At 53.7% G+C, this 26,420-nt stretch carries 25 protein-coding genes and 3 tRNA genes; 15 read left to right on the top strand and 13 right to left on the bottom strand.

The window, feature by feature from the left end; genetic code table 11:
• Positions 1 to 65: 65 nt before the first annotated feature.
• Positions 66 to 356, bottom strand: a complete 291-nt coding sequence (locus tag C7434_RS04800) for a DUF1289 domain-containing protein (RefSeq protein ID WP_191091045.1) — start codon at positions 354 to 356, stop codon at positions 66 to 68.
• A gap of 124 nt (positions 357 to 480) precedes the next feature.
• Between C7434_RS04800 and C7434_RS04795 the strand changes: the two genes are divergently transcribed.
• The 4 genes from C7434_RS04795 to rnt all read left to right on the top strand — a co-directional run bounded on the left by C7434_RS04795 (position 481) and on the right by rnt (position 3,542).
• Positions 481 to 1,083: a TetR/AcrR family transcriptional regulator gene (locus C7434_RS04795; RefSeq protein ID WP_033741167.1), complete on the top strand. Its 603-nt coding sequence runs from the start codon at positions 481 to 483 to the stop codon at positions 1,081 to 1,083.
• Between the two features lie 46 nt (positions 1,084 to 1,129).
• Positions 1,130 to 2,227 carry an alkene reductase gene (locus C7434_RS04790; protein WP_039340582.1) on the top strand — a complete coding sequence of 366 codons (1,098 nt, stop codon included), beginning with the start codon at positions 1,130 to 1,132 and terminating at the stop codon, positions 2,225 to 2,227.
• A gap of 113 nt (positions 2,228 to 2,340) precedes the next feature.
• The gene (gloA, locus tag C7434_RS04785) at positions 2,341 to 2,748 is read left to right on the top strand and encodes a lactoylglutathione lyase (protein WP_033741163.1); all 408 of its coding nucleotides are present in this window, start codon (positions 2,341 to 2,343) and stop codon (positions 2,746 to 2,748) included.
• A 122-nt stretch (positions 2,749 to 2,870) separates the two neighbouring features.
• The gene (gene rnt, locus C7434_RS04780) at positions 2,871 to 3,542 is read left to right on the top strand and encodes a ribonuclease T (RefSeq protein ID WP_033741459.1); all 672 of its coding nucleotides are present in this window, start codon (positions 2,871 to 2,873) and stop codon (positions 3,540 to 3,542) included.
• 38 nt (positions 3,543 to 3,580) lie between these two features.
• Here rnt and C7434_RS04775 read toward each other — a convergent pair whose 3' ends face one another.
• A complete protein-coding gene (locus C7434_RS04775) occupies positions 3,581 to 3,916 on the bottom strand; it encodes a Grx4 family monothiol glutaredoxin (protein WP_170317969.1) in 336 nt (111 codons plus the stop codon).
• A 364-nt stretch (positions 3,917 to 4,280) separates the two neighbouring features.
• On the opposite strand from C7434_RS04775, the gene C7434_RS04770 reads away from it, so the two are divergent.
• Complete coding sequence (locus C7434_RS04770) at positions 4,281 to 5,099, top strand: C40 family peptidase (RefSeq protein WP_033741161.1); 819 nt, start codon at positions 4,281 to 4,283, stop codon at positions 5,097 to 5,099.
• 270 nt (positions 5,100 to 5,369) lie between these two features.
• Here C7434_RS04770 and C7434_RS04765 read toward each other — a convergent pair whose 3' ends face one another.
• On the bottom strand, positions 5,370 to 5,459 hold the full coding sequence (locus tag C7434_RS04765; RefSeq protein WP_100208612.1) for a YnhF family membrane protein: 90 nt from the start codon (positions 5,457 to 5,459) through the stop codon (positions 5,370 to 5,372).
• Between the two features lie 282 nt (positions 5,460 to 5,741).
• Here C7434_RS04765 and purR point away from each other — a divergent pair, with 282 nt between their 5' ends.
• Positions 5,742 to 6,767 (top strand): HTH-type transcriptional repressor PurR, encoded by a 1,026-nt coding sequence (gene purR / locus C7434_RS04760; RefSeq protein ID WP_006118983.1) that lies wholly within the window; start codon positions 5,742 to 5,744, stop codon positions 6,765 to 6,767.
• Here the strand turns inward: purR and punR are convergent.
• On the bottom strand, positions 6,764 to 7,669 hold the full coding sequence (punR, locus tag C7434_RS04755; protein WP_033741159.1) for a DNA-binding transcriptional activator PunR: 906 nt from the start codon (positions 7,667 to 7,669) through the stop codon (positions 6,764 to 6,766). The genes purR and punR overlap by 4 nt on opposite strands.
• Positions 7,670 to 7,777: 108 nt before the next feature.
• Here punR and punC point away from each other — a divergent pair, with 108 nt between their 5' ends.
• On the top strand, positions 7,778 to 8,980 hold the full coding sequence (gene punC / locus C7434_RS04750) for a purine nucleoside transporter PunC (RefSeq protein ID WP_133745198.1): 1,203 nt from the start codon (positions 7,778 to 7,780) through the stop codon (positions 8,978 to 8,980).
• Positions 8,981 to 9,264: 284 nt separating this feature from the next.
• A complete protein-coding gene (cfa, locus tag C7434_RS04745) occupies positions 9,265 to 10,413 on the top strand; it encodes a cyclopropane fatty acyl phospholipid synthase (RefSeq protein ID WP_033741158.1) in 1,149 nt (382 codons plus the stop codon).
• 186 nt (positions 10,414 to 10,599) lie between these two features.
• Here cfa and C7434_RS04740 read toward each other — a convergent pair whose 3' ends face one another.
• Entirely contained in the window at positions 10,600 to 11,268 is a 669-nt protein-coding gene (locus tag C7434_RS04740) for a riboflavin synthase (protein ID WP_033741155.1), read from the bottom strand.
• 193 nt (positions 11,269 to 11,461) lie between these two features.
• Here C7434_RS04740 and C7434_RS04735 point away from each other — a divergent pair, with 193 nt between their 5' ends.
• The 6 genes from C7434_RS04735 to C7434_RS04710 all read left to right on the top strand — a co-directional run bounded on the left by C7434_RS04735 (position 11,462) and on the right by C7434_RS04710 (position 15,531).
• A complete protein-coding gene (locus C7434_RS04735) occupies positions 11,462 to 12,835 on the top strand; it encodes an MATE family efflux transporter (protein WP_039340608.1) in 1,374 nt (457 codons plus the stop codon).
• Between the two features lie 152 nt (positions 12,836 to 12,987).
• A tRNA-Val gene (locus C7434_RS04730) sits at positions 12,988 to 13,064 on the top strand.
• A 3-nt stretch (positions 13,065 to 13,067) separates the two neighbouring features.
• Positions 13,068 to 13,144 (top strand) — tRNA-Val (locus C7434_RS04725).
• A 10-nt stretch (positions 13,145 to 13,154) separates the two neighbouring features.
• Positions 13,155 to 13,231, top strand: a tRNA-Val gene (locus C7434_RS04720).
• Positions 13,232 to 13,575: 344 nt separating this feature from the next.
• A complete protein-coding gene (pykF, locus tag C7434_RS04715) occupies positions 13,576 to 14,988 on the top strand; it encodes a pyruvate kinase PykF (RefSeq protein WP_033741152.1) in 1,413 nt (470 codons plus the stop codon).
• A 306-nt stretch (positions 14,989 to 15,294) separates the two neighbouring features.
• Positions 15,295 to 15,531: a major outer membrane lipoprotein gene (locus C7434_RS04710; RefSeq protein WP_006118977.1), complete on the top strand. Its 237-nt coding sequence runs from the start codon at positions 15,295 to 15,297 to the stop codon at positions 15,529 to 15,531.
• Between the two features lie 230 nt (positions 15,532 to 15,761).
• On the opposite strand, the gene C7434_RS04705 is transcribed toward C7434_RS04710, so the two are convergent.
• The 7 genes from C7434_RS04705 to sufA are packed head-to-tail and all read right to left on the bottom strand — an operon-like array spanning position 15,762 to position 22,361.
• Positions 15,762 to 16,724: a L,D-transpeptidase family protein gene (locus C7434_RS04705; protein ID WP_033741150.1), complete on the bottom strand. Its 963-nt coding sequence runs from the start codon at positions 16,722 to 16,724 to the stop codon at positions 15,762 to 15,764.
• A 55-nt stretch (positions 16,725 to 16,779) separates the two neighbouring features.
• Entirely contained in the window at positions 16,780 to 17,196 is a 417-nt protein-coding gene (gene sufE / locus C7434_RS04700; protein ID WP_006118976.1) for a cysteine desulfuration protein SufE, read from the bottom strand.
• Between the two features lie 21 nt (positions 17,197 to 17,217).
• Positions 17,218 to 18,441, bottom strand: coding sequence for a cysteine desulfurase SufS (sufS, locus tag C7434_RS04695; RefSeq protein WP_033741458.1), 1,224 nt, complete (start codon positions 18,439 to 18,441; stop codon positions 17,218 to 17,220).
• Positions 18,441 to 19,718, bottom strand: coding sequence for a Fe-S cluster assembly protein SufD (gene sufD / locus C7434_RS04690; protein WP_133745197.1), 1,278 nt, complete (start codon positions 19,716 to 19,718; stop codon positions 18,441 to 18,443). Before sufD ends, sufS begins: the two co-directional genes overlap by 1 nt.
• On the bottom strand, positions 19,693 to 20,439 hold the full coding sequence (gene sufC / locus C7434_RS04685) for a Fe-S cluster assembly ATPase SufC (RefSeq protein WP_006118973.1): 747 nt from the start codon (positions 20,437 to 20,439) through the stop codon (positions 19,693 to 19,695). Before sufC ends, sufD begins: the two co-directional genes overlap by 26 nt.
• A gap of 46 nt (positions 20,440 to 20,485) precedes the next feature.
• The gene (gene sufB, locus C7434_RS04680; RefSeq protein ID WP_033741147.1) at positions 20,486 to 21,979 is read right to left on the bottom strand and encodes a Fe-S cluster assembly protein SufB; all 1,494 of its coding nucleotides are present in this window, start codon (positions 21,977 to 21,979) and stop codon (positions 20,486 to 20,488) included.
• 7 nt (positions 21,980 to 21,986) lie between these two features.
• Entirely contained in the window at positions 21,987 to 22,361 is a 375-nt protein-coding gene (sufA, locus tag C7434_RS04675; RefSeq protein WP_006118971.1) for a Fe-S cluster assembly scaffold SufA, read from the bottom strand.
• A 391-nt stretch (positions 22,362 to 22,752) separates the two neighbouring features.
• Here sufA and C7434_RS04670 point away from each other — a divergent pair, with 391 nt between their 5' ends.
• Positions 22,753 to 23,157, top strand: a complete 405-nt coding sequence (locus C7434_RS04670) for a hypothetical protein (protein ID WP_133745196.1) — start codon at positions 22,753 to 22,755, stop codon at positions 23,155 to 23,157.
• 30 nt (positions 23,158 to 23,187) lie between these two features.
• Here the strand turns inward: C7434_RS04670 and C7434_RS04665 are convergent, their stop codons facing one another.
• Positions 23,188 to 26,241 (bottom strand): FAD-binding and (Fe-S)-binding domain-containing protein, encoded by a 3,054-nt coding sequence (locus C7434_RS04665; RefSeq protein ID WP_133745195.1) that lies wholly within the window; start codon positions 26,239 to 26,241, stop codon positions 23,188 to 23,190.
• Between the last annotated feature and the right edge of the window lie 179 nt (positions 26,242 to 26,420).

The raw sequence follows: 26,420 nt of genomic DNA, 5'->3' as shown, positions 1-26,420 counted from the left end.
GGTGTTCTCCCTGTGGCCTTGAGGCTGGATGTGTGTCAGGGAGTATAACGGAAATCACCATGCGGTCAGAATAAGGTGGGTTGCTGCGGTTCCTGCGGTTCTTCTTTGTGCTGCTGACGTAACAGGCGCAAACGGCGCTGGTGGCAGAGGCGGAGCACCTCACGCTTTTGACTGTCGCTGTATTGCAGCCAGTTAAAACGTTCCTCACGGCTACGCAGGCAGCCTTTGCAGTAGCCACGTGAATCGGTTTCGCAAATACGCCGGCAGGGACTGGGTACCGGAAAAAACTCAAGCTGCTCTGCCACAACGGCCTCTACTGAAACGGTGATACGTCTATTGAAGCCAGAGTCCGGCATTTGTGCAAGAAATAATCATAACTTGAACAATTTATTCATTCTAAATCACCTTCAATTTAACACTGCGTGCCTGGCGCGCGATAAAAGTTTGCATTAGACCGATTGGTCTACCAGGATGAACCCCATGAATAAGATGCCGCAACGTAATGAAACCCGGGAACACCTGCTGACGACAGGCGAATCGCTTTGTCTGCAACGGGGCTTTACCGGCATGGGCCTGAGCCAGCTACTGAACCAGGCGCAGATCCCTAAGGGATCGTTTTATTACTATTTTCCCTCTAAAGAAGCCTTTGGCGTGGCGTTGCTTGAGCGGTACTTTGTCCGTTACCTGCAGAACCTTGAGCAGCAGCTCTTCCAGCCTGCGGGATCTGCGGGTGAGCGATTACTGGCCCATTTTCGCCATGCGCTCGATCTGTTTGAACGGCAGGGCAATATTGTGGGCTGCCTGAGCGTAAAATTATCAGCCGAAGTCTGCGACCTGTCAGAGCCTATGCGCATAGCCTTGCAGCAGGGAGCCAGCCACGTTATCGCCGCCTATGTTAAGGCGCTGACGCAGGCACAGCACGAAGAGGATTTATCTCTGCCCTCGCCTCCGGAGCAACTGGCTGAACTGCTTTATGTTCTCTGGCTGGGTGCGAGTTTACAGAGCAAGCTATCCCGTAATGCACAGCCCATGCGGCTGGCCTTAATTACCATCGAACAGTGGCTAACAAAACCGCTGGTTTAAAAAAACCACCATTTGTAGACGACCGGTCTACTTGAAAGGAGTTGTTATGGCGAGTACCCAGTTGTTTCGTCCGTTAAAAGTGGGCGCAATTACCGTTCCTCATCGTGTCTTTATGGCCCCACTGACACGTTTACGTAGCATCGAACCGGGCGATATCCCGACGCCGTTGATGGCCGAATACTATCGCCAACGTGCGGGTGCGGGGTTAATTATCACTGAAGCGACTCAGGTCTCCTTCCAGGCGAAAGGTTATGCGGGCGCGCCAGGCCTGCACACGCAGGAACAAATTGCCGCGTGGAAAGTCATCAATGAAGGCATTCATCAGGCAGGCGGCCACAGCGCAGTCCAGCTTTGGCACACCGGCCGCATTTCACATAACAGCGTTCAGCCTGAAGGTAAGGCACCGGTTGCACCGTCCGCCATTCCGGCAGGCACCCGCACCTCATTACGTGCTGAAGACGGCAGCGTGTATCGCGAAGATACCTCGATGCCGCGCGAGCTGAGCGTCAGTGAAATCCAGCAGATTGTGGCGGATTTTGGTCAGGCAGCCGCCAATGCGCGTGAAGCTGATTTCGACCTGCTGGAACTGCACTCTGCTCATGGTTATCTGATGCATCAGTTCCTGTCGCCGTCGTCTAACCATCGTACCGATGCCTACGGCGGCAGCGTGGAAAACCGTGGCCGTTTTGCGCTGGAGGTCGTCGATGCCGCTATTGCTAACTGGTCCGCAGACCGCGTAGGTATTCGCGTGTCGCCTGTTGGCAGTTTCCAGAACCTGGATAACGGTCCGAACGAAGAAGAAGATGCGCTGTGGTTTATCGCTGAGCTGGCAAAACGCAACATCGCTTATCTGCACATGTCCGAACCGGACTGGGCAGGCGGCACACCTTACAGCGACGCTTTCCGCCAGAAAGTGCGGGATACCTTCCCGGGCGTCATCATTGGTGCCGGCGCCTACACGGTCGAAAAAGCCGATGACCTGATCAGCCGTGGCCTGATCGATGCCGTTGCGTTTGGTCGTGACTACATCGCCAACCCGGATCTGGCGCAGCGTTTACAAAAAGATGCTCCGCTTAACCCACAACGTCCCGAATCGTTCTACGGCGGTGGCGCAGAGGGCTATACTGATTATCCTGCGCTGTAAAACAGCAGGCAGCCGTGAGAAGGTGTTACGGCTGCGGTTATTGTTTGGCGATGATCGTCGCTATACTGCGTATTTATGTCATCCGGGGATGACGTTTTTTTAAAGAGGAAACTATGCGTTTACTTCATACCATGCTGCGCGTTGGCGATTTACAACGCTCAATCGATTTTTACACCCGTGTGCTGGGCATGCGTCTGCTGCGTCAAAGCGAAAATGCTGAATATAAATATACGCTTGCGTTCGTCGGCTACACCGAAGAGAGCGAAGGCGCGGTGATTGAACTGACCTATAACTGGGGCGTAGACAGCTACGACCTGGGGAATGCTTATGGCCACATTGCGCTGGGCGTTGATGATGTCGCGGCAACCTGTGAACGTATCCGTAACGACGGCGGCAACGTGACCCGTGAAGCGGGCCCGGTGAAAGGCGGCTCCACCATCATCGCCTTCGTTGAAGATCCTGACGGTTATAAGATCGAGCTGATCGAAAACAAACATGCCGGTCACGGCCTCGGTAACTAACCGTTACCGCCCATCAGCCTGCCGCCTGCAGGCTGATTCTTACTTCCCTCGCCCACATCTGCTGCAGAGAGTGCGCTTTTTTGGCATACTACGCGCTGCCCTTTTTCTGCAATGAGATCCTGATGTCTGAATCGTCTTCCCCCAACGCACTCAATCAACGCTTTCGTGGTTTTTATCCTGTCGTGATCGATGTTGAAACGGCGGGCTTTAATGCGCAAACCGATGCGCTGCTGGAAGTTGCTGCCATCACCCTGAAAATGGATGATGAGGGTTGGCTTCATCACGACGAGACGCTGCATTTTCATGTGGAACCCTTTGTCGGTTCGCTCCTGCACCCTGAAGCGCTGGCGTTTACGGGCATCGATCCCACGAATCCTTTGCGCGGCGCAGTCAGCGAATATGAGGCCCTGCATGCCATTTTTAAAATGGTGCGAAAAGGCATCAAAGAGACCGGATGCAACCGCGCCATCATGGTCGCTCACAACGCCACGTTTGATCTGAACTTTATGAATGCGGCGGCGGAACGTGCGGGCCTGAAACGCAATCCCTTTCATCCCTTTGCGACCTTCGACACGGCCGCGCTGAGCGGACTGGTGCTGGGCCAGACCGTGCTGGCGAAAGCCTGCAAAGCCGCAGGAATGGCGTTCGACAGCAGTCAGGCGCACTCCGCGCTCTATGATACACAGCAAACGGCGACCTTATTTTGCGAGCTGGTTAACCGCTGGAAACGGCTGGGAGGCTGGCCGTTAGCTGTAACGGAAGCGTCGGAGACGGGTGGAGAAACAACCGAGTAACGCGCGTAAAAAAGGCCGACGAGGTCGGCCTTTTTCAGTTATTCCGCTTCTTTAAACTTCTCAGCGGTTTCTTTGATTAACGGCTGCAACTCGCCGCGCTGGAACATTTCAACAATAATGTCGCAGCCGCCGACCAGTTCGCCATCAACCCATAACTGCGGGAACGTGGGCCAGTTGGCGTATTTTGGCAGCTCTGCGCGAATATCCGGGTTCTGCAGAATATCCACGTAAGCAAAGCGCTCACCACAGGCAGACAACGCCTGGACCGCCTGCGCAGAGAAACCGCAGCTTGGCAGTTTCGGCGAACCTTTCATGTACAGCAGGATCGGGTTTTCTGCGATCTGGCGCTGAATTTTTTCTACAGTACTCATTATTGCCTTCCTTAATTCGTCACTTCGTGTTTCTTTATTGTAGCGACTTCACGCCAGGACTGAAAACGAGATTTTGGCTCGTCCGACGTTAAATCGCCATGTTTGCTAAGTAGGCTGGTCAGGCATTCGCAGGAAACTGTGACAAAGACTATGAATGTATTCATAATTTGCAATGAATTTGCTGTTATAAGAGACTGAAATTCCTGATTTATGCCTGATTTTTATCCAGGCCATCAATTAATAAAAAAAGGACTTACTCTTTTAAAAAAAACTGGACTAGAATGACTTCGGCGCTGATCGGTGATCAGATTTTTCTTAACTTTGTCAGAGACCTGTTTGATCTGACAGCTTAACCAGTAAACGGACTATGCGTTCAATCATTACGCTTCTTATTCTGGCTTTTGCGCAACTCTTCTTTAACATCGCTGCTGCCTCCCCGCATGCGACGGTTAAGGCCAGCTTGCATAAGGTAGAGAAAAAAAGTGCGCGCGACGATGATCGGCGCAAACGACGCGCGGTTAAAGCCTCATCTAAAAAAAGTCGCACATCCGCTGTTCAGAAAGTCAGTAAGACCACGAAAACCAGCAAAACGACCTCCCACACCACCACGCACAAAACGCTCGCTAAAACGACTGCCTCGCACAAGACGCTGAGCAAAAAAGTCGCCGTTAATGCCGCCAGCAAAAAACGGTATGGTCATCAACGTGCTGCGAAGGCGTTAACGGCAGACAATACCGAAACCGGCACCATTAAAATGAGTAAAGCGCATCGCCAGCGTTACCAGAAAGCGCGTGAAACGGCGATGGCAAAACTGATGGGGCAACTTGGCAAGCGTTATCAGTGGGGAGGCAAATCGCCCCATACGGGTTTTGATTGCAGTGGCCTCGTATGGTACGCCTACAAAGACGTCGTGAAGTTTAAGATCCCCCGTACCGCTAACGAAATGTACCATCTGCGGGATGCAGCACCGGTCAACCGCGAATCCCTTGAAAAAGGCGATCTGGTTTTCTTCCGCATCAACGGGCGTGGAACCGCAGATCATGTCGGGGTTTACCTGGGCAACGGTAAATTCATTCAGTCACCGCGTACCGGTAAAGATATTCAAATCAGTGCGTTGAGCGAAGATTACTGGCAGCGCCATTATATTGGTGCGCGTCGCGTTATGACGCCAAAGACCGTTCGCTAAACGTCCTTCATACAAAAAAGCCGGGAAAGGCAACTTCCCGGCTTTTTTATTGCCCACCTCACCCCGATTGTGCAGCCGGATGTTCCGGGCGAAAATGCCGCCCCTGCCGGTGATACGGTCTGACAGACAGGACGTATCACCTGCAAGGCTGGACGCGCAGCCAGTCAGCCAGTCAGCCAGTCAGCCAGTCAGCCAGTCAGCCAGTCAGCCAGTCAGCCAGTCAGCCAGTCAGCCAGTCAGCCAGTATAGCGTCGCTGCAAACGAATGCGGCTAGTGCAGAATAGCGGTGAAGCTAAACGCGATGATCATTAACAGTGCGGCTGCCGTCGTCATTAATGACAGTTTTAAATCGGTACTCATCCCCTCTCCTTTAACCCTGACGTTTGTAAGGTGAAAGCATTTTCACATACGCGTGGGTAAAAATCTCGTTTTATCCGCACAGCCTTGTTAGAATCCCCCCTTTGTTGCGCAACAGCGCGCAATATCGGTTGCGTCCGCGCCCTTTTCAGACGTTATTTCCTGCCCTGATGACTCAATACCGGACAGAAAAGCGATGTTTTTCGCAGAAATAACCGTCCGCTGACGCAAACGTTTAACAATATGCTTATCAATAATTTAGATAGGCCCGGGAGTTCGATTTACATGGCAACAATTAAAGATGTGGCGAAGCGTGCGGGCGTGTCCACCACGACCGTCTCACACGTCATCAATAAAACGCGCTTTGTCGCAGAAAATACCTGCGAAGCGGTGTGGGAAGCGATTCGGGAACTGCATTATTCTCCCAGCGCAGTCGCGCGTAGCCTGAAGGTGAATCACACCAAAACGCTGGGCCTGCTCGCCACGTCCAGTGAAGCGCCCTACTTTGCTGAAATTATCGAAGCCATTGAGAATCACTGCTTCGATAAAGGCTATACCCTGATTCTGGGCAACGCACATAATGACCTGCAAAAACAGCGCGCCTATCTGTCAATGATGGCGCAAAAGCGCGTTGACGGGCTTCTGGTGATGTGTTCAGAGTATCCGGATGATCTGCTGCAAATGCTGGAAGCGAACCGCAATATTCCGATGGTGGTGATGGACTGGGGCGAATCCCGTGCCGACTTTACCGATACCGTACTGGACAATGCTTTCCAGGGCGGTTATCTGGCGGGACGTTATTTGATTGAGCGTGGTCATCGCGATATTGGTGCCATTCCCGGCCAGATGGAGCGTAACACGGGAGGCGGTCGCCATGCCGGTTTCCTCAAGGCGCTGGAAGAAGCGGGTATTCAGCCACGTGCCGAATGGATTGTGCAGGGTGACTTTGAACCCGAATCTGGCTATCAGGCCATGCAGCAGATTCTGTCACAGAAGCAGCGCCCAAGCGCCGTATTCTGTGGGGGCGACATCATGGCGATGGGCGCAATCTGCGCGGCCGACGAAATGGGCCTGCGCGTGCCGCAGGATATCTCCGTCATCGGTTACGACAATGTGCGCAATGCGCGCTATTTCACCCCGGCACTGACCACGGTGCATCAGCCTAAAGCCCAGTTGGGTGAGAAAGCGCTGGAGATGTTGTTAGATCGCATCACCAGTAAACGGGAAGAGTCGCAGACAATTGAAGTCCACCCGACGCTTATTGAGCGACGCTCGGTGGGCTATGGCCCTTATCGCGATTACCGCCGTTAATCCTCGCTCAACCACTCCTGATTTAGCGTTTGCGCATCGCCCAGGTACTGGAGTAACCACCCCAGCGCCGGTGATGCGCGATCTTCCGCCCAGCTGACGCAGCAGGGACTTTCCGGAAACGCCTGCGGTAAGTTCAGCTCTGCCATCTCGCCGCTGTCCAGTAAGGGCCGCGCTAAATGGCCGGGTATCATCGCGACACACAAGCCGGCGCGCACGCAGTCCAGACCGGTTTGCCAGTCCGGGACCACCAGCCGGCGTTGGTTATCCAGCGCCCAGGTCATACGACGCGGTAACGCGCGCGACGTATCTTCCAGCACCAGAGAAGGCCAGTTGCGCAACGCTTCATCATCCAGCGTAGCAACCTGCGTCAGAGGGTGCTGATGCGCCACCACGCAACGCCAGTTCAGGGTGCCCATATCGCGAAAGGCGAAACGCCCCCCCACCGGAATCGCCTGTGTCGCACCTATCGCCACATCCACTCGCCCGTCTGCCAGCGCATCCCAGACGCCGTTAAAGACCTCATAGCTGATGTGCAACTCCATGTCGGGAAAATGGCGGTAAAAATCCCTGACAAACTGCCGGGTTCGCTGCGGTTTGACGATGCAGTCGACGGCGATACCAATCTGACCGCGCCAGCCGTTGGCGAGCTGTTGACACTGACGTCGTGTGGCATCCATTTTTTTGATAACGCTGCGCCCTTCCCGCACGAAATGCTCGCCCGCCGGCGTGAGAATCACCTCCCGGTGCTGGCGTTCAAACAGCGGCACAGCCAGCCAGGTTTCCAGCTGGCGAACGGTATAGCTGATGGCAGAAGGCACACGGTGCAGTTCCTGGGCGGCCGCGCTAAAACTGCCACCGCGTGCGACCGCATCCACCACTTCCAGCGCATATTCAGACCACATAATTTGCCTTCAAAATTTTTAACAGCAACAGGCAAATTTTACCGTTTCACAGCGTGAAGTACAGCTTTTACACTGCCCCGCGTTTATTCTGCAACTGATGAGAACCCGATGTCCGCTTCAAAAGGCTTTATTCCCTATCTTGCCGTGCTCAGTATGCTGGGCTTTCTGGCAACCGATATGTACCTGCCCGCCTTCGGCGCTATGCAGCAAAGTTTTAGCACGTCAGCCGGGATGATCAGCGCCAGCATGAGTCTGTTTCTGGCCGGTTTTGCCTGTGGTCAACTGGTCTGGGGCCCCTTATCTGATCGGTTGGGACGTAAGCCGGTGCTGCTGGCAGGCCTCGCCCTGTTTGCTCTGGGCTGTGCGGGTATGTTGTGGGTAGATAATGTGATCCTGATGCTGGTACTGCGTTTTGTACAGGCTATCGGCGTGTGCGCGGCGGCCGTCAGCTGGCAGGCGCTGGTCGTCGATCGCTATCCTCAGTCACAGGCCAATAAAGTCTTTGCTACCATTATGCCGCTCGTCGCGCTGTCTCCCGCCCTGGCGCCGTTACTGGGCGCCTGGCTGATTGGCCATTTTCACTGGCGCGCCATTTTTGCGGTGCTGACGGGAATTGCTGTGGCGCTCATCCTGGTCACGCTGCGCCTGCCTTCGCCGCAAAAAAATCAACGTTCCCCTGCTCCGCAGCCTGGGTTTCTGACGCTGCTGCGCGCACGTGCCTACAGCGGTAACGTACTGATGTATTCCGCCTGCTCGGCCAGTTTTTTTGCATGGCTGACGGGTTCGCCGTTTATTCTGGCTGATATTGGTCTGTCTCCTGCGGATATCGGGCTCAGTTATATTCCCCAAACCATCGCCTTTTTAATCGGCGGGTTTGGCTGCCGTGCGCTGCTCAACCGGTTTTCTGGCGCAACACTGCTGCCGTGGTTGCTCGGCGTCTATAGCCTGAGTGTCGGGGCGCTGTTTGCCGTCGCGCTTTCGGGAAGCCCGTCACTCACGGCGTTACTGGTGCCGTTCTGCGGCATGGCGCTGGCAAATGGCGCGATTTATCCGATTGTGGTGTCCAGTGCGCTGCTGCCCTTCCCAAATGCCACCGGGAAAGCGGCGGCATTGCAGAACACGCTTCAGCTCGGACTCTGTTTTGCCGCCAGCCTTGCGGTGTCCGCAGGCTTGATCCAGGCTCTGTTTACGACCACGCTAATTATGATGGTGACGATTGGTCTGGCATTGATGGGCTATCAGCTACAGCGCCGCGCCGGCGCACAAACTGATATTGCCTCATCTGCACATCCCTGCCAGGATAATCACTGAGGCAAAGATTTGCGTGTTACCCGTTTTCACTGACTGAATCAGGGTCTGCCAGTGTGCCTCCTCTGCCAGACCCACTCGCACTGTCATCATAATAAAAATGTTTCACACAGCCTTCAGGCTGTGACGGCATCTGTGTGAGCAACGCTGCATGGATACCGACGTTTTCTCTTCTCTGTACCCTTTTTGTTGTCTGGCGCAAGGCGTCATCTGTGACTTTTCTCATAATCCTGAGAAACAGCTCCTGCTTTTTCTCAGGTTCTGACGGTTCTGGTGATGGAGTGGCTATGAGTTCATCATGTGTAGAAGAAGTAGGCATCGAACGTAACCATTGGTATCGCATCGTTCAGGAGTTACTGCAAAAAGCCGATATTGAAATTAACGGTTCGCGGCCCTGGGATATTCAGGTTAAACACCCCGATTTTTTCAAACGCGTTCTGCAGAAAGGATCCCTGGGCCTGGGCGAGAGTTATATGGATGGCTGGTGGGAATGCGAGCGGCTGGATATGTTTTTTCATCGGGCGCTGAAGCATAAACTCGACGAGCAACTGCCGCATCATATTCAGGACATCCTGCGTATTGCGCTGGCGCGTCTGGTGAACCTGCAATCCAAAAAGCGGGCCTGGCAGGTGGGTAAAGCCCACTACGATTTAGGCAACGATCTCTTCAGCCTGATGCTGGATCCTTACATGCAGTATTCCTGCGCGTACTGGAAAGACGCCACCACGCTTGAGGCGGCGCAAGAAGCCAAACTCGATATGATTTGCCGCAAGCTGCAACTCAAACCGGGAATGCGCCTGCTGGATATCGGCTGCGGCTGGGGCGGCCTGGCGGCCTTTGCCGCCAGAAATTATGGCGTGAGCGTTCAGGGCGTAACCATCTCAGCAGAGCAACAAAAACTGGCTCAACAGCGCTGTGAGGGGCTGGATGTCCAAATCCTGTTGCAGGACTACCGCGATCTCGATCAGCAGTTTGACCGCATTGTGTCCGTGGGCATGTTTGAACATGTCGGGCCTAAAAATTACCCCACCTATTTTGCTACGGTCGATCGCAACCTGAAGCCTGACGGGATTTTCCTGCTTCACACAATAGGCGCGATCAAAACGGATATGCACGTCGATCCCTGGATTGGCAAATATATCTTTCCGAACGGCTGCCTGCCCTCTTTGCGCCATATCGCCGACGTCAGCGAACCCCATTTTATTATGGAAGACTGGCATAACTTTGGCGCGGACTATGACACGACATTGATGGCCTGGCACGAACGCTTCTTACATGCCTGGCCGCAGCTTGCCGGGCGCTATGACGAACGCTTCCGCCGCATGTTCACGTACTATCTGAATGCCTGCGCGGGTGCGTTTCGCGCCCGCGAGATCCAGCTATGGCAGGTGGTGTTTAGCCGAGGCATAGAGGGGGGATTGCGCGTAGCACGGTAACAGGACGCGCTGCGGTTTGGCGCCGCGCATTGCCCGAACCGGCTCAGGTCGGTTGGCTGAGATGCCGGGGCGACGAAACGCGACGGCGCGTCAGCAGTTTCCCGATAAAAAAGCAGCCCTGATAACAGGGCTGCTTTTTTGCAATAACCGCGTGCGAATGACAACAAGATTGTTGCCAGGCGGGCCTTATTCGTGATCGGCTTCCGGCTGATCGGCCTGCTCCGCAAGCGCCTTCACGGCAGCGGCTTCACGCTGCGCCAGCACGCGCTCTACCGTATCCACAATGGCCTGTGTATGGGGATCGATTTCAATGTTGACCCGATCGCCAAAGGTTTTGGCACCCAGGGTGGTGCGCTCCAGCGTTTCAGGAATCAAATGGACGCAGAACTTCGTTTTTGTCACATCACCCACGGTCAGACTGATGCCATCAATGCCGACAAATCCTTTGTGCAGGATGTATTTCATCTGCAGAGGATCCTGAATCCTGAACCACACTTCGCGGTTGTTTTCAGAGCGGATAATTTTGCAAATTTCTGCCGTGGTCATGATATGGCCCGACATCAGGTGTCCGCCAATCTCATCACTGAATTTGGCCGCGCGTTCAATATTCACCACGTCGCCCTGGCGCAAGTCGCCCAGATTGGTCACGCGTAAGGTTTCTTTGATCAGGTCAAAACTCACCAAATCACCGTTAATCTCGGTAACGGTCAGGCAACAGCCGTTATGGGCCACGGATGCGCCAAGTGCCAGTCCTGGCACCAGTTCAGCGGGAAGCCGGACAACATGAGTACGGAATAAACCTTTATCTTCAATGGACACGATTTCTGCGGTGCCCTGCACAATACCGGTAAACATAATCTTTGCCTCTGTGAAGTTTGCCTCCAGTTTATCACAGGCGCGCTTAACTTTTAGATTTCAACGTGCTGAGAGATGCGCAACCGCAAAGCGTGACAAAGATTGGAGAAATCGGCTGCGGCAGTTACACTAGTGCCGACTTCGCCTGAAGTCGTCCTCATTTCCTTATTAATCACACAAGTCAGGTGTTTACGTGCAGAAGTATTTAACAGAAGCGCGTCAATTGCTGGCCCTCGCGATTCCCGTTATCCTGGCTCAGGTGGCGCAAACCGCGATGGGATTTGTAGATACCATTATGGCCGGCGCCGTCAGCGCCACGGATATGGCCGCCGTCGCTGTTGGCACGTCCATTTGGCTTCCCGCCATCCTGTTTGGTCATGGTGTTTTACTGGCATTGACGCCGACCATTGCGCAACTTAATGGTTCAGGTCGCCGCGAGCGCATCGCTGAACAGATTCGTCAGGGGTTTTGGCTGGCGTTTTTTCTCTCATTGCTCATCATGCTGGTCCTCTGGAACGCGGGCTATTTTATTCGCTCGATGCACGATATCGATCCGCTGCTGGCTGAAAAAGCGGAAGGTTATCTGCATGCCCTGCTGTTTGGCGCGCCGGGTTACCTGTTTTTTCAGGTGATGCGTAACCAGTGTGAAGGGCTGTCTAAAACCAAGCCCGGCATGGTGCTGGGCTTTCTGGGATTGATGCTCAACATTCCGCTCAACTATGTCTTTATCTATGGGCATTTTGGTATGCCCGCGTTGGGCGGTGTGGGCTGTGGCGTCGCCACCGCCTCCGTTTACTGGGCGATGTTTATCTGTATGCGCTTTTGGGTTCGGCGCATGCGCAGCATGCAGGATATCCGGCCTGAACAGCGCTGGTCATCGCCCTCGGCCGCCATTCTGAAACGTCTGGCCGGTCTGGGCCTGCCTGTCGCCCTGGCGCTGTTTTTTGAAGTGACCCTGTTTGCCGTGGTGGCGCTGTTAGTCTCCCCGCTGGGCATTGTGAATGTGGCTGGTCACCAGATTGCCCTGAACTTCAGCTCACTGATGTTCGTGCTGCCGCTGTCACTGGGCGTCGCGACAACCATTCGCGTGGGCTATCGCCTGGGTCAGGGATCAACCGAACAGGCGCGCGTGTCCGCCTGGACCGCGCAGGGCGTGGGCGTGAGTATGGCCGTGCTTACGGCGATCTTTACGGTGACCTTCCGCCATCACATTGCGCAGCTCTATAACGATAACCCCGCCGTAGTGACGCTGGCTGCTCAACTGATGATGCTGGCCGCCATTTACCAGATTTCGGATTCCATTCAGGTGATTGGCAGCGGTATCCTGCGCGGTTACAAAGACACAAGGTCCATTTTCTTTATAACCTTTATCGCTTACTGGCTACTGGGGCTGCCTTCAGGGTATATCCTGGCGTTGACCGACTGGGTGGTGCCGCGCATGGGCCCGGCAGGATTCTGGTGTGGGTTTATTGTCGGCCTGACCTCAGCCGCCGTCATGATGCTGTGGCGGGTTCGGCGTTTGCAGCAACTCCCGGCCGCGTTAATCCTTTCGCGCGCATCGCGTTAAAAGCAGAACGGGCCGTAACAGGCCCGTTACGTTCAAAAAAACGACGCTTCGCACAGATGATGTTCATTCATTTGCAATTTTGCGTTTTTCCCCTTGCCAGCCTTCTGCGCTGTCGTTAATATTCGTCCCCGCTGTCGCCCTGACAGCATGTTGCGCTCTTAGCTCAGTTGGTTAGAGCACCACCTTGACATGGTGGGGGTCGATGGTTCGAGTCCATTAGAGCGCACCAAGTGCGTCCGTAGCTCAGTTGGTTAGAGCACCACCTTGACATGGTGGGGGTCGGTGGTTCGAGTCCACTCGGACGCACCAAATTTACTTTGCGCTCTTAGCTCAGTTGGTTAGAGCACCACCTTGACATGGTGGGGGTCGATGGTTCGAGTCCATTAGAGCGCACCACTCTTTTACTTCCTTTCTTCACTTGCGCAACAACCCATTTCTTGATTTACATTGCCTTTACGTACTGTTTTTCGATTGGTTTTCGCATACTTAGTGATTATACTGGCCGCGTTGTTTACTTGAAAGGTTTCAGCGACTACGTGCTTATGACGATAATTAAGATTGTTTGCGCAACAACGTCCCGGTGGTTAAGCCAACTAACCACGCAACTTCTCTGCACGCCTGGCCTTCGTCACCTATTCTTATCCTGTATCACCCTTTTCTCTTTCAACCAGCGTTTTCATTTCGGTGCGCTGTCATCGAAACCCTATTTATCATCCATCACAACTTACAGATAACCCGTCATGAAAAAGACTAAGATCGTTTGTACTATCGGCCCAAAAACCGAATCCGAAGAGATGTTGACCCAGCTGCTTGAAGCAGGCATGAACGTGATGCGTCTGAACTTCTCGCACGGCGACTATGCAGAACACGGTCAGCGCATCACCAATATGCGTGCTGTCACCCAAAAAACTGGCATTCCTGCCGCTATTCTGCTGGATACCAAAGGTCCGGAAATCCGCACCATGAAGCTGGAAGGTGGCAATGATGTGTCACTGAAAGCTGGCCAGACCTTTACTTTTACCACTGACCAGAGCGTGATTGGCAACAGCGAACGTGTTGCGGTGACGTATTCTGGCTTTGCCAACGATTTGAAAATCGGCAATACCGTTCTGGTTGACGATGGTCTGATCGGCATGAAAGTGACTGAAGTCACCGAAAACAGCGTCATCTGTGAAGTACTGAACAACGGTGATTTAGGTGAGAATAAAGGTGTTAACCTGCCAGGCGTTTCTATCCAGTTGCCTGCGCTGGCCGAGAAAGACAAACGCGACCTGATTTTTGGTTGTGAACAAGGCGTTGATTTCGTTGCCGCGTCCTTTATCCGTAAGCGCTCTGACGTGCTGGAAATCCGTGAGCACCTGAAGCAGCACGGCGGCGAAAATATTCAGATCATCTCTAAAATTGAAAACCAGGAAGGCCTGAACAACTTCGACGAGATCCTGGATGCGTCTGACGGCATCATGGTCGCCCGTGGCGATTTGGGCGTTGAAATCCCGGTTGAAGAAGTGATCTTCGCGCAGAAGATGATGATCAAAAAATGTAATAAGGCGCGTAAGGTTGTTATCACCGCCACCCAGATGCTGGATTCCATGATCAAGAATCCACGCCCTACTCGCGCAGAAGCCGGCGACGTAGCGAACGCCATCCTGGACGGGACGGACGCCGTCATGCTGTCGGGCGAAAGTGCGAAAGGCCGTTATCCGCTGGAGTCGGTCACCATCATGGCGACCATCTGTGAGCGTACCGACCGCGTGATGAAGCCGCGCATTGATGAGCAGAATGACAACCGCAAACTGCGTATCACCGAAGCGGTGTGCCGTGGTGCCGTTGAAACCGCCGAGAAGCTGGAAGCGCCACTTATCGTTGTCGCAACAGAAGGCGGTAAATCAGCGAAGGCCGTGCGTAAGTACTTCCCTAACGCCACCATCCTGGCCTTAACCACCAATGCCACCACAGCGCGTCAGTTGATTCTGAGCAAAGGTATTGAGACGCGTATGGTCAGCGAAATTGCCTCAACTGACGATTTCTATCGTCTGGGTAAAGAAGCGGCGCTGGAAAGCGGTTTTGCTCAAAAAGGCGATGTTGTTGTGCTGGTTTCTGGCGCGCTGGTGCCAAGTGGAACCACGAATACCGCATCGGTACACGTGCTGTAATACGGGGTTTATGGCTTTATTATCGAAAGCGCCTTAAAAGGCGCTTTTTTTATGGGCTTTGTAATACAGATTCCTGAAAACGCCAGCCCAAAACAACAATAAAAACGCCCCTGAAATTAAGGTTAATCCGATTAAATCTCTCTGTTTTAGCTAAATTTTTTTATCTTCTTCTTTGATCCGCTGTTTCTTTGAGCGAACGATCATGTTTAAGCATGTTCTTATCAAAAAATTATTCTCAAGTTAAAAAGCTTTGTGTAATACTTGTAACGCTACATGGAGATTAACTCAATCTAGAGGGTATAAATAATGAATCGTACTAAACTGGTACTGGGCGCGGTAATCCTGGGTTCAACTCTGCTGGCTGGTTGCTCAAGCAACGCTAAAATCGACCAGCTGTCTTCAGACGTTCAGACTCTGAACGCTAAAGTTGACCAGCTGAGCAACGACGTGAACGCAGTGCGTTCTGACGTTCAGGCTGCTAAAGATGACGCAGCTCGCGCTAACCAGCGTCTGGACAACCAGGCTCACTCTTACCGTAAGTAAGAGTTCTGGTTTTAAAAATGGTGCCCTTGCGGCACCATTTTTTTTGTCTGCTGATCCGCAACTAACGCCTTCTCTTTCACTGATGCCGCGTCGTTCGTCGACAGCACGTTTGCCCTGTCCTGCCTCCTTTACTGTCGCGACTGTCCGTTAGCCCCATTCCGCATCGGTTATGTCCACTCAATCTGCTTCGGTTAGTACACTGACAGGACTCGCGCCCTGTCCCGCATTAATTAGTGTGCCGTCAGGACACTTGCCTCATCCCGCACCGGCTCACCGGCACTGACCAGCACCGGCATGCCCGAACGGCGCGTCAGCGTAGCGTTAATTAAGGCCTGGTCACTTTTCTCGCTCTTCATAAACGTCCTGAAGCCCGCACTTAAGGCCAGAGGCGCGGTTTGCGGATCGTCTTTCTCGCTGCGCGACAAGGGCTGATGGACTTCAACGTAACGTTTGCCATCGGGCTCAACGGTATATTTCACCGGTTGGTTAATCACCTGCACACGCGTTCCCACCGGCACCGCATTAAACAGCGCTTCAATATCATCCGTGCGCAGGCGAATACAACCCGAACTCACGCGCATGCCGATACCAAAATTGGCATTAGTACCATGGATAAGGTATTGCCCGGTTCCCCGTGCCATACGCAACGCATGCAGCCCCATAGGGTTATCCGGGCCTGCGGGCACCACTGCAGGCAGGGTAATGCCCTCTTTCGCGTAGCGCTTGCGAATATTCGCGGTAGGCGTCCAGGTGGGGTTGGGGATTTTCTGGCTGATGCTGGTCACCATCACGGGCGTCATGATCCCCATCTGACCGATACCAATCGGATACACAATGACCTTGTTTTCACCTTTTGGGTAATAGTACAACCGCAGTTCCGCCAGGTTTACCACAATGCCTTCGCGTGGCGTATCCGGCAGAATCATCTGTAGCGGAATGGTCAGCTGTGTACCCGGCCTGGGCAACCACGGATCGGTGCCTGGGTTCGCTTCCAGCATGCCCAGCAGGCCAACCTGATAACGCGCAGCGATATCTTCCAGCGGGCGTTTATTATCTGGCACCTGGGTAACAAGATTTTCACCTGTCAGGCGGCTGCCAGGCGGCGGCAAGGGATATTCGGTAGCAAAACCGGGTGCAGAGAGCCCAAAACAGGTCAGCAGCAATGCACCGGCTATATAAAAAGCAGGTTTCATGCGATGTTCTCATCAGACAGTAAAAAGACGCCGGATGGCGTCTTTGGAGTGTATCTTAGCTGAGGTTCTGAGCGGTATGGCGAATTGACTTAATCATCGCCTCCAGCCCCTGCGAGCGCGTCGGCGTGAGGTGCTGAACGAGGGCCAGTTCGCTGAACCAGTGGCGAACATCCAGTGCCACGATTTCAGCGGGTTGCAGGTTCTGATAAAGGCTAAATACGATAGCAATCAGTCCCTTAACGATAGCTGCATCACTGTCACCTTCAAAGGCGATCGTACCGTCTGCCTGCGGGGTCATCTTGATCCACACCTGACTCTGACAGCCGGTAATGGCATTTTCAGGCTGGTGCAGTGTTTCAGACGATTCCGGGAGTTTGGCACCTAATTCAATGATGTACAGATACTTCTCTTCCCAGTTAGCGCAACGATTAAAGTTGCGCACCAGTTTCTCTTTTTCTGGCAACGTGGCCATGAATCACTCCGTTTACGTTGTTCAGCCGCCCAGCAGGCGATGAATACGCGTCAGACCTGCCGCCAGCCGATCCACTTCGTCTTCACTGTTGTAGAACGTGAAAGAAGCGCGACACATCGCGGGGACCTGATAATGGCGCAGCAGCGGCATAGCGCAATGGTGGCCGGTACGAATCGCGATACCGTACTGATCAAGGAAGCTGCCGACATCAAAGGCGTGATGTTTGCCCAGGTTAAAGGCAATCACACCGGTACGCTGCTGCGAACCGTAGATCTGGATATCCGGCACGGAGGCGAGCTTATCAAGCGCATAATTCATCAGGATTGTTTCCCGCTGATGAATCGTATCCAGTCCCAGCGCCTCAACATACTCCAGCGCGGCGCCCAGACCAATGATGCCACCGGTATTCGGCGTTCCGGCTTCAAAACGCCACGGTGCCGTATTCCAGGTGGTGCCGGTGGGCAGCAGGACTTCGCCAATCATCGATCCGCCCCCTTCCCAGGGCGGCATGATGTCCAGCAGCGCCTTGCGGCCATACAGCACGCCAATGCCCGTTGGGCCATAGAGCTTATGGCCGGAGAACACATAGAAGTCGCAGCCGATATCCTGTACATCGACAGCGCTGTGCATCACGGCCTGCGCCCCGTCGATCAGGGTAACCACACCTGCTGCCCTGGCCTGCGCGACGATGGCTTTGACCGGATTCACCGTACCAAGCACATTGGACACATGGGTGACCGCCAGCAGGCGCGTGCGGCTGTCAATCAGCCCCGCCAGTTGAGCCAGCGCCAGCTCACCGTTGTCGGTCAGGGGCAGTACCCGAATTTCCGCACCACAGCGTTCAGCCACCATCTGCCAGGGCACGATATTCGCATGGTGCTCCATCTGCGTGATAATCAGGTTATCACCGGGTTGCAGTTGACTGCCCGCCCAGCTGTTGGCAACCAGGTTGATGCCTTCCGTCGTACCTTTAACAAAAACGATTTCTTCCGCAGAAGCCGCATTCAGAAAACGTGCCGCCTGTTCGCGAACGTTTTCCATATCGCTGGTTGCCTGCTGGCTGAGCGTGTGAATACCGCGGTGCACGGCGGCATAGCCGTGCTGGTAGAAATGGCTTTCGGCATTGATGACCGACAAAGGACGCTGTGCGCTGGCCGCGCTGTCAAGGTAAGCCAGCGGATGACCGTTGACCTCACGCTTCAGAACCGGAAAATCCGCTCTGATACGCTCGAGATCGAAGTTCATCATGAGTTGTCTCCTGGAAAACGCTGAGCAATGCGCTGGAGCACCGCCTGGCGAAGAACGGGGTTCTCCAGCGTTTCGGTTAACTCAGCCGCAAAGGCGTGAATGATCATGGTCTGCGCGGCGTCCTGCTCGATACCGCGCGAACGCAGGTAGAACATCTGCTCGTCATCAATACGGCCTACGGTCGCACCGTGGCTGCATTTAACGTCATCGGCATAAATTTCCAGCTGCGGCTTGGTATCCACTTCGGCCAGGCGGCCTAACAGCAGATTGTTGTTGGTCATCTGACCATCTGTCTTTAACGCATGCTGCGCCACTTTGATGTGGCCGTTAAACACCGCACGCCCTTTGTCACGCACGATGGTTTTGTGCATCTGACGGCTCAGGCAGTGGCCTTTGTTATGCTCAAGATAGGTGCGGGTATCCGCCACTTCCTGATTCACGGGCAGCACCAGACTGTTCAAAGACAGCTGGGTGTTTTCACCATTGAGCTGCGTACTGGTGTTATGACGGCTTAAACCCGCACCCAGTAAGAAGCTGGTGCTGGTCACCTGCGCATCACGGTTAATCACGATGTCATTATGGGCAAAGTGATAACTTTTAGTGCTTTCAAAGGCCAGCTTGGTGTGCTTCAGCGTAGCATTATCAGCGACAGCGAAGCTAAAGCGACCGCCGGTGAAGTGCGCGCTGTCGTTCAGCGTGACATAGTGCTCGATGACTTCCGCTTCTGCACTCTCTTCCAGTTGCAGATGATGACGGTAATGAACGGTGTTCATGCCATCATCTTTGCCGCTGGTGATGTGCAGCAGATAAAGCGGACGTGAAGCCGCCTTACCGCGCGGCAGACGAATATGAGTCACTTCTTCAGCCAGGCTTTCCGTCAGATGCAGAAAGACTTCTGGCTGAACCGGCGCAGGCAGATCGCGACGCTCAGCGGCAACGCTGTGCTGAATCTCGAAAAAATCAGTCCCGGTCGCACTCAGCGCAGACTGGAATTTGCCGTCGACAAACACCAGACGAATGGCATCCAGCGGCAGAGCCAGCGCTTCAACCTGTGAAGCACTGACGTCCTGAGACTCAGGCAACACAAAGTGCTGTGCCAGCAGGCCATCCAGCGGCGTGTATTTCCAGTTTTCATGCTTGCGCGTGGGCAAGCCCAGACGCATTAACTGCTGCCAGTGCTGCTGTGCCTGCATGGAGCGCAGTTCACCGCGCGATTCAAACAGGTGGTGCCACTGTTGCAGCGCAGTATCACTCTTCGTCGGTAAGCCAGCCATAACCCTGCTCCTCCAACTGTTTCACCAGCGAGAAGTCGCCAGATTTCACGATCTTGCCCTGATACAGCACATGCACAAAATCAGGTTTGATATAGTCCAGGATACGCTGATAGTGCGTGACGATGATGAACGCACGCTTCTCATCGCGCAGGCTGTTTACGCCGTTAGCCACGATTTTCAGGGCATCGATGTCGAGACCGGAGTCCGTTTCGTCCAGAATGCACAGATCGGGCTCAAGCGCGGCCATCTGCAGAATATCGTTACGCTTCTTCTCACCGCCGGAGAAACCGACGTTGACAGAACGGGTCAGCAGATCTTCAGGCATCTTGAGCAGATTAATTTTCTCTTCGATGAAATCCTGGAAATCGAAACGATCCAGCTCATCCTGCTGACGGTATTTGCGCACTGCGTTCACGGAGGTCTGCAGGAAAAACTGGTTGCTGACGCCAGGAATTTCAACCGGATACTGGAACGCCATGAAGATCCCTTCACCCGCGCGCTCTTCCGGCTCCAGCTCCAGCAGGTCTTTGCCTTTAAAGGTCACTGAACCGCCGGTGATTTCATAGTCTTCACGGCCAGCTAAGGTCGCAGACAGCGTACTTTTACCTGAACCATTCGGTCCCATGATGGCATGAACTTCGCCTGGTTTAATCTCAAGGTTCAGACCACGTAAGATCGCTTTGTCTTCAACGCTAACCTGTAAATCTTTAATACTTAACATACTTATTCCTTCACATTGCTTCCGGCAACGCGTGTGACGGCGTCAATCAGCCCACACTGTGCTCAAGGCTGATGGCTAACAGTTTTTGTGCTTCCACTGCAAATTCCAGCGGCAGCTCAGAGAATACGTCTTTACAGAAGCCGTTCACGATCATCGAGATAGCATCTTCTTCACTGATGCCACGTTGCAGACAGTAGAACATCTGATCTTCGCCGATACGTGAAGTGGTCGCTTCATGCTCCAGTTGGGCGGTGTTGTTGCGGGTTTCAACATATGGGAACGTATGTGCACCACAATCTGGCCCAATCAGCATGGAATCACACTGGGTAAAGTTACGTGCGTTGGTGGCCGTCGGCATGATTTTCACCAGGCCACGGTAGGTGTTCTGGCTTTTACCGGCAGAGATACCTTTGGAGATAATGGTCGACCGGGTGTTTTTACCAATGTGAATCATCTTGGTACCGGTGTCCGCCTGCTGGCGTCCGCTGGTTAAGGCGACGGAGTAGAACTCGCCCACGGAGTGATCGCCACGCAGGATACAGCTCGGGTATTTCCAGGTAATGGCCGACCCGGTTTCCGACTGCGTCCAGGACATTTTACTGTGGTCGCCTTCACACAGCGCACGCTTGGTCACGAAGTTAAGGATACCGCCCTCGCCTTCACCGCCCGGGAACCAGTTCTGCACGGTGGAGTATTTCACTTCCGCATTCTTGTGGATGATCACCTCGACCACCGCTGCGTGCAGCTGATAGCTGTCACGGACCGGTGCAGAACAGCCTTCAATGTAGCTGACATAGCTGTCTTCATCAGCAATCAGGATGGTGCGTTCAAACTGACCGGTTTTCGCCGCGTTAATACGGAAGTAGGTTGACAGCTCCATCGGACAACGCACCCCTTTCGGGATGTAAACAAAGGTACCGTCTGACGCAACCGCTGAATTCAGGGCAGCGAAGAAGTTGTCGTTGGGTGGCACTACCGTGCCCAGATATTTCTTCACCAGCTCCGGATGATCGTGAATGGCTTCACCGAAAGAGCAGAAGATAATGCCCTGTTCCGCCAGCTTGCTACGATAGGTGGTGGACACCGACACCGAGTCAAAAATGGCGTCAACCGCCACTTCCTTGCCTTCACGCACCGGTACACCCAGTTGGTTGAAGGCGTTTTCCACTTCCTGCGTCAGGTAATCGTTGGCAGGCGCCGCGCCTGAAGCCTGCGTGGCTCCCGGCTCCGACGCACAGGTATCGTCACAATTGCCGCACGACGGCGCGGAATAGTAACTGTAATCCTGATAGTCGAGCTTTTCGTAGTGCGCTTTCAGCCAGTGTGGCTCTTCCATTTCCAGCCAGGCACGAAAAGCTTTAAGCCGAAACTCCAGCATCCACTCTGGCTCGTTACGCTTAGCCGAAATTGCGCGCACGACATCTTCATTGATGCCGTTGGCAAATTCTTCGGTTTGCAACTGGGTAAAGAAGCCCTCTTTATAATTGAGCTTGCCTTCCCACATTTGTACATCGTCAGATGTTTCGCTGTGTCGTGACATATTTCACTTACTCGACGCCAAAGCTTTCACCGCACCCGCAGGCGTGTTGAGCTTTAGGGTTATTGAATTTAAAAATTTGATTCAGGCCTTCACGGACGTAATCCACTTCAGTGCCATCGATAAATGGCATCGCCTGAAGCGGTACAAACAATGTTGCGCCGTAGTAGGTAAACTGCAGGTCGTCATCTTCTGGTTGCTTCACCAGATCCATGACATAACCAAAGCCGGCACAACCGGATTGTTTAATCGCTAAACGCAGGCCCTTGACTTCTGGGTTTTCTGCGGCCAGATTTAGAATTTGTTTCGCTGCGGTTTCGGTCAGCGTTAACCCTTTCCACACATATTCGTCAGGTGAGAAAGAGTCTGCATTCACGGATGACATGTTGCTACCTCTTGTGAGTCCGGACCTTTTCAGGCTATCCCCCTATGGTAGTGATCTCACTGATCACTTCAACCTCTTGTTTTGCAGGGATAATCATTAGGTGCTGTTTTTAACAGCGCATTTATTAAGCATAGCGTCTTCAGCCAGGCTTGCATTCGCAAAACCGGCAGGAAGCACGACCCCGTAACCTGTTAATAACTGGTGAATTTTAAAATCATCACTTTATGATAAACCCTTTATTGATAGGTTACGCCTTTCTGTGTTGTAAACAGATTGTTATTTCCGATTATACCGACAGGTGAAATAAATCGGAAAAAAATTCTCATTTGCCAATTGCAATCGCTGCTCAGTTGAATATGATAATTATTATCATTCAGCATCAGGATGCGTTATGTCGTTATCGGTTTCCGCCTGGCTTCAGCACAAACTTGATGAATACCGTTTTTCGGTTCGCGATCTCACTGTCGATTTTTACCTGGCGCAGGCCAGAGTTGACCGGGCTGAGTGTACCGTTCAGCAGTTACGTCAGTTCAATGATACCTGTCTGGATATGGCAGAACTTTGCCAACTGAACGGTGACGACCAGAGTTATTTGCATGCCATGGGTAAGCTTCATCACCGACTGGTCGTAGAAATGCAAAATCCCGACCGGGATCGGCTGTTTCGCATTCAGGCTTACCAGCTGGCAAGACTGTCACTGACCCGGCTATGCCACCAGCTGGCCATTACAGGTGAATGGGAACAGGCGACGGTGCTCCAGAGTAACTTTGTCAAACATGCAGGCTGGATATTCTAATCCAGCCTGCGGTTGACGTCTCCTGCCTTTTTACACCAGCTCAAGCAGAGCCTGAAGCGGATGGCGCATACCATTGCCTTCAACACGTTTAACCTGGCTCCGGCAGGAAAAACCGGTTGCCAGACAGCGTTGACGCGGCAGCTTCTGCAACTGCGGATGCCATGAGAGCGCGTAAATGCCCAGCGAATTGTCCAGATTTTTGCTCTCGTGTCCGTAAGTGCCCGCCATGCCACAGCAGCCCACGTTGATGTTTTCCAGCTTTGCACCAAAACGTAAAAAAATCGCCTGCCACTGACCGGGCGTTGCAGGCAAGGCGGTGACTTCGGTGCAGTGCGCAAACAGATACCAGGCTTCGCCGCTGGCAATCTGGACGTCACGTTCCTGCACCGCATTCTGCAACCATTCATGCACCAACAGCACATTGAAGTCGCCCCGCGCCTCCCCCAGCGTCTGGCGATATTCATCGCGATAACACAGGACCGTGGCGGGATCGATGCCGACCATTGGCATCCCCAGTCGGGCGACGCGATTGAGAAAATCAGCGGTTTTACTGGCCGTGCGGGCAAAGCGTTGTAAAAAGCCTTTAACGTGCTGTGCCTTACCGTTTGGCGAGAAGGGCAACAGAACAGGTTGATAGCCGAGTTTCTCAATCAGCCTGATAAAGTCGCTGACCAGCCGGGCCTCATAGAAGCTGGTAAAGGGATCCTGCACCACCAGCACCGTTTTCGCCCGCTGCGCCTCCGTCAGCCCTTCAAGCTGTTCCAGTGTCATCTGCATTGCCGGATGGCCGCTCAGCTGCTGTTTGAGTGTAGGTGAGGAAAGCAAGGGCAAATCCACCATGCCAATGTGCGTTTTGCTGAACGATGCGGCCCAGGGCTGTTTAAGGAAGAAGTTAAAGACCGTAGGCGCTTTTGCCATCACGGGCGCATAGCTTTCCACCGCGGCCACCAGATGATCGCTCAGGGGACGAAGATAGCGCGTATGATAAAGCTGCAAAAAACGCGAGCGGAAAGCCGGCACGTCAATTTTAATCGGGCACTGGGTTGAACAGGCCTTACAGGCCAGGCAGCCTGACATGGCGTCCTTCACTTCATGCGAAAAATCATATTCCCCTTTATTCGCATACCAGGTGTTCCGCATGCGGCCAACCAGCCCCCGCAACGACAGTGTCTTCTCCGGCAGTTTTTTCTCCAGCATCACCGGATCCACGCCCTGCTCTGCCAGCAAGCGCAGCCATTCGCGTGTTAAGGTGGCGCGCCCTTTAGGTGAATGAATGCGGTTGCGCGTGATTTTCATCGAGGGGCACATCGGGCTGCGCACGTCGAAATTGAAGCACAAGCCATTACCGTTACATTCCATCGCGCCACGCCAGGTGTCACGCACCTGTACAGGAATCTGGCGGTCATAGCTGCCGCGTTTAATGGCATCCACCTGCATCATCGCCGCATCGCTGTTGTAAGGCGTACAGATCTTGCCGGGGTTCAACCGGTTACCGGGATCGAACGCCGCTTTGATACGGCGCAGTTCGTTGAACAGGGTGTCCCCGAAGAAGGCCGGACTGTATTGCGCGCGAAAGCCCTTGCCATGTTCGCCCCACAGCAGACCGCCATAGCGCGCGGTCAGTTCGACCACCTCATCAGAAATCTGCTTCATCATCATTTCCTGATGCGGATCGCACATATCCAGCGCCGGACGGACATGGAGCACGCCCGCGTCCACATGGCCAAACATGCCGTAACTCAGGCCATGGCTGTCAAGAAGCGCCCGGAACTCGACGATGTAGTCGGCAAGGTGTTCCGGCGGCACGGCCGTATCTTCGACAAACGGAATCGGCTTCGCCCGCCCTTTCGCATTGCCCAATAATCCCACCGCTTTTTTACGCATGTTATAAATGCGTTCGATGCTGTCCAGGTCGTTACAGCGTTGATAGCCAATGACGCCGCCTTCCTGCTGCGCGATCAGCGCATCAAGTCGGCTGCAGAGTTGCGTCAGTTGCTGCTCAATTTTCGCTTCGTCATCCCCGGCAAACTCCACAATATTCAGCCCTGACATCGTTTTGTCGGGAACATCGGTGATCAGCGCTTTCACCGAGTGCCAGACGATGTCCTCCCGTGCCAGATTGAGCACTTTCGAGTCCACCGTTTCGACGGACAGAGCCTGCGCCTGTACCATCAGAGGCGCATTGCGCAAAGCAGAATCAAAGGAGTCGTATTTGATATTCACCACGCGCCGCACTTTAGGCAGGGGCGTAATGTCCAGCCGGGCTTCACTGATAAAGGCCAGCGTGCCTTCTGCGCCGCACAGCAGGCGCGTCAGGTCAAACGTTTGCATATCGTCGCTGAAGACATGACGCAAATCGTAGCCGGTCAGGAAGCGGTTCAGTTTGGGAAATTTTTCCAGAATCAGGTCACGCTGTTCGCGACATCGCGTCAGAACCTGCTGATAGATGCGGCCCTCTGGCGTGGGCGTTTGCGCCAGGCTTTCGGCCAGCGCCGTGGGCATGGGCCGGGTATCCAGAATATCGCCCCCCAGCAGGACCGCCCGCAAACCAAGAACATGATCAGAGGTTTTACCATACACCAGCGATCCCTGGCCGGAGGCATCGGTATTGATCATGCCGCCCAGCGTAGCACGGTTACTGGTCGACAACTCTGGCGAGAAAAAGTAACCAAACGGTTTCAGATACGCGTTAAGTTGATCTTTAACCACGCCCGCTTCTACACGCACCCATCCCTGTTCGGTGTTAACCTCCAGGATACGGTTCATGTAGCGGGACATATCCACAATAATGCCCTGATTCAGTGACTGGCCGTTAGTGCCGGTCCCGCCACCGCGCGGGGTGAAAACCAGACTCGAGAACGCCGGGTCCCCCGCTACGCGGGCAATCAACGCGACATCAGCCGTCGAGCGCGGAAACAGCACCGCATCGGGCAGCAGCTGATAGATGCTGTTGTCGGTTGAGAGAGAAAGCCTGTCGGCATAACTGGTGGCGGTATTGCCGGTGAAGCCCTGTTCTTTGAGGGTTTCAAGGAATGTCAGCACCCGCTGGATAAGACCCGGTGCCTGAGAAATCTGTGGGATCATGATTCTGTGACCAACGATGTTGTGTAGGTTTGCGTCTGTCGCGTGCGTTAATCTCCTGTTTTATCACATTTCTGTCAGCCCTGTCGTTTTTTCAGGAAAGGCTGAAACCATTTCTTTACAAGCCTGTTTAAACGCCCTCAAATAGCTCATGATGACGGGTCACTGTCATCCCCTGCGTT

Source organism: Pantoea sp. PNA 14-12, from assembly GCF_004364735.1.
Taxonomy (GTDB): Bacteria; Pseudomonadota; Gammaproteobacteria; order Enterobacterales; family Enterobacteriaceae; genus Pantoea; species Pantoea stewartii.
Note: the sequence above shows the minus strand (reverse complement) of the source record. Positions and strands in the feature narration are given on the sequence as shown.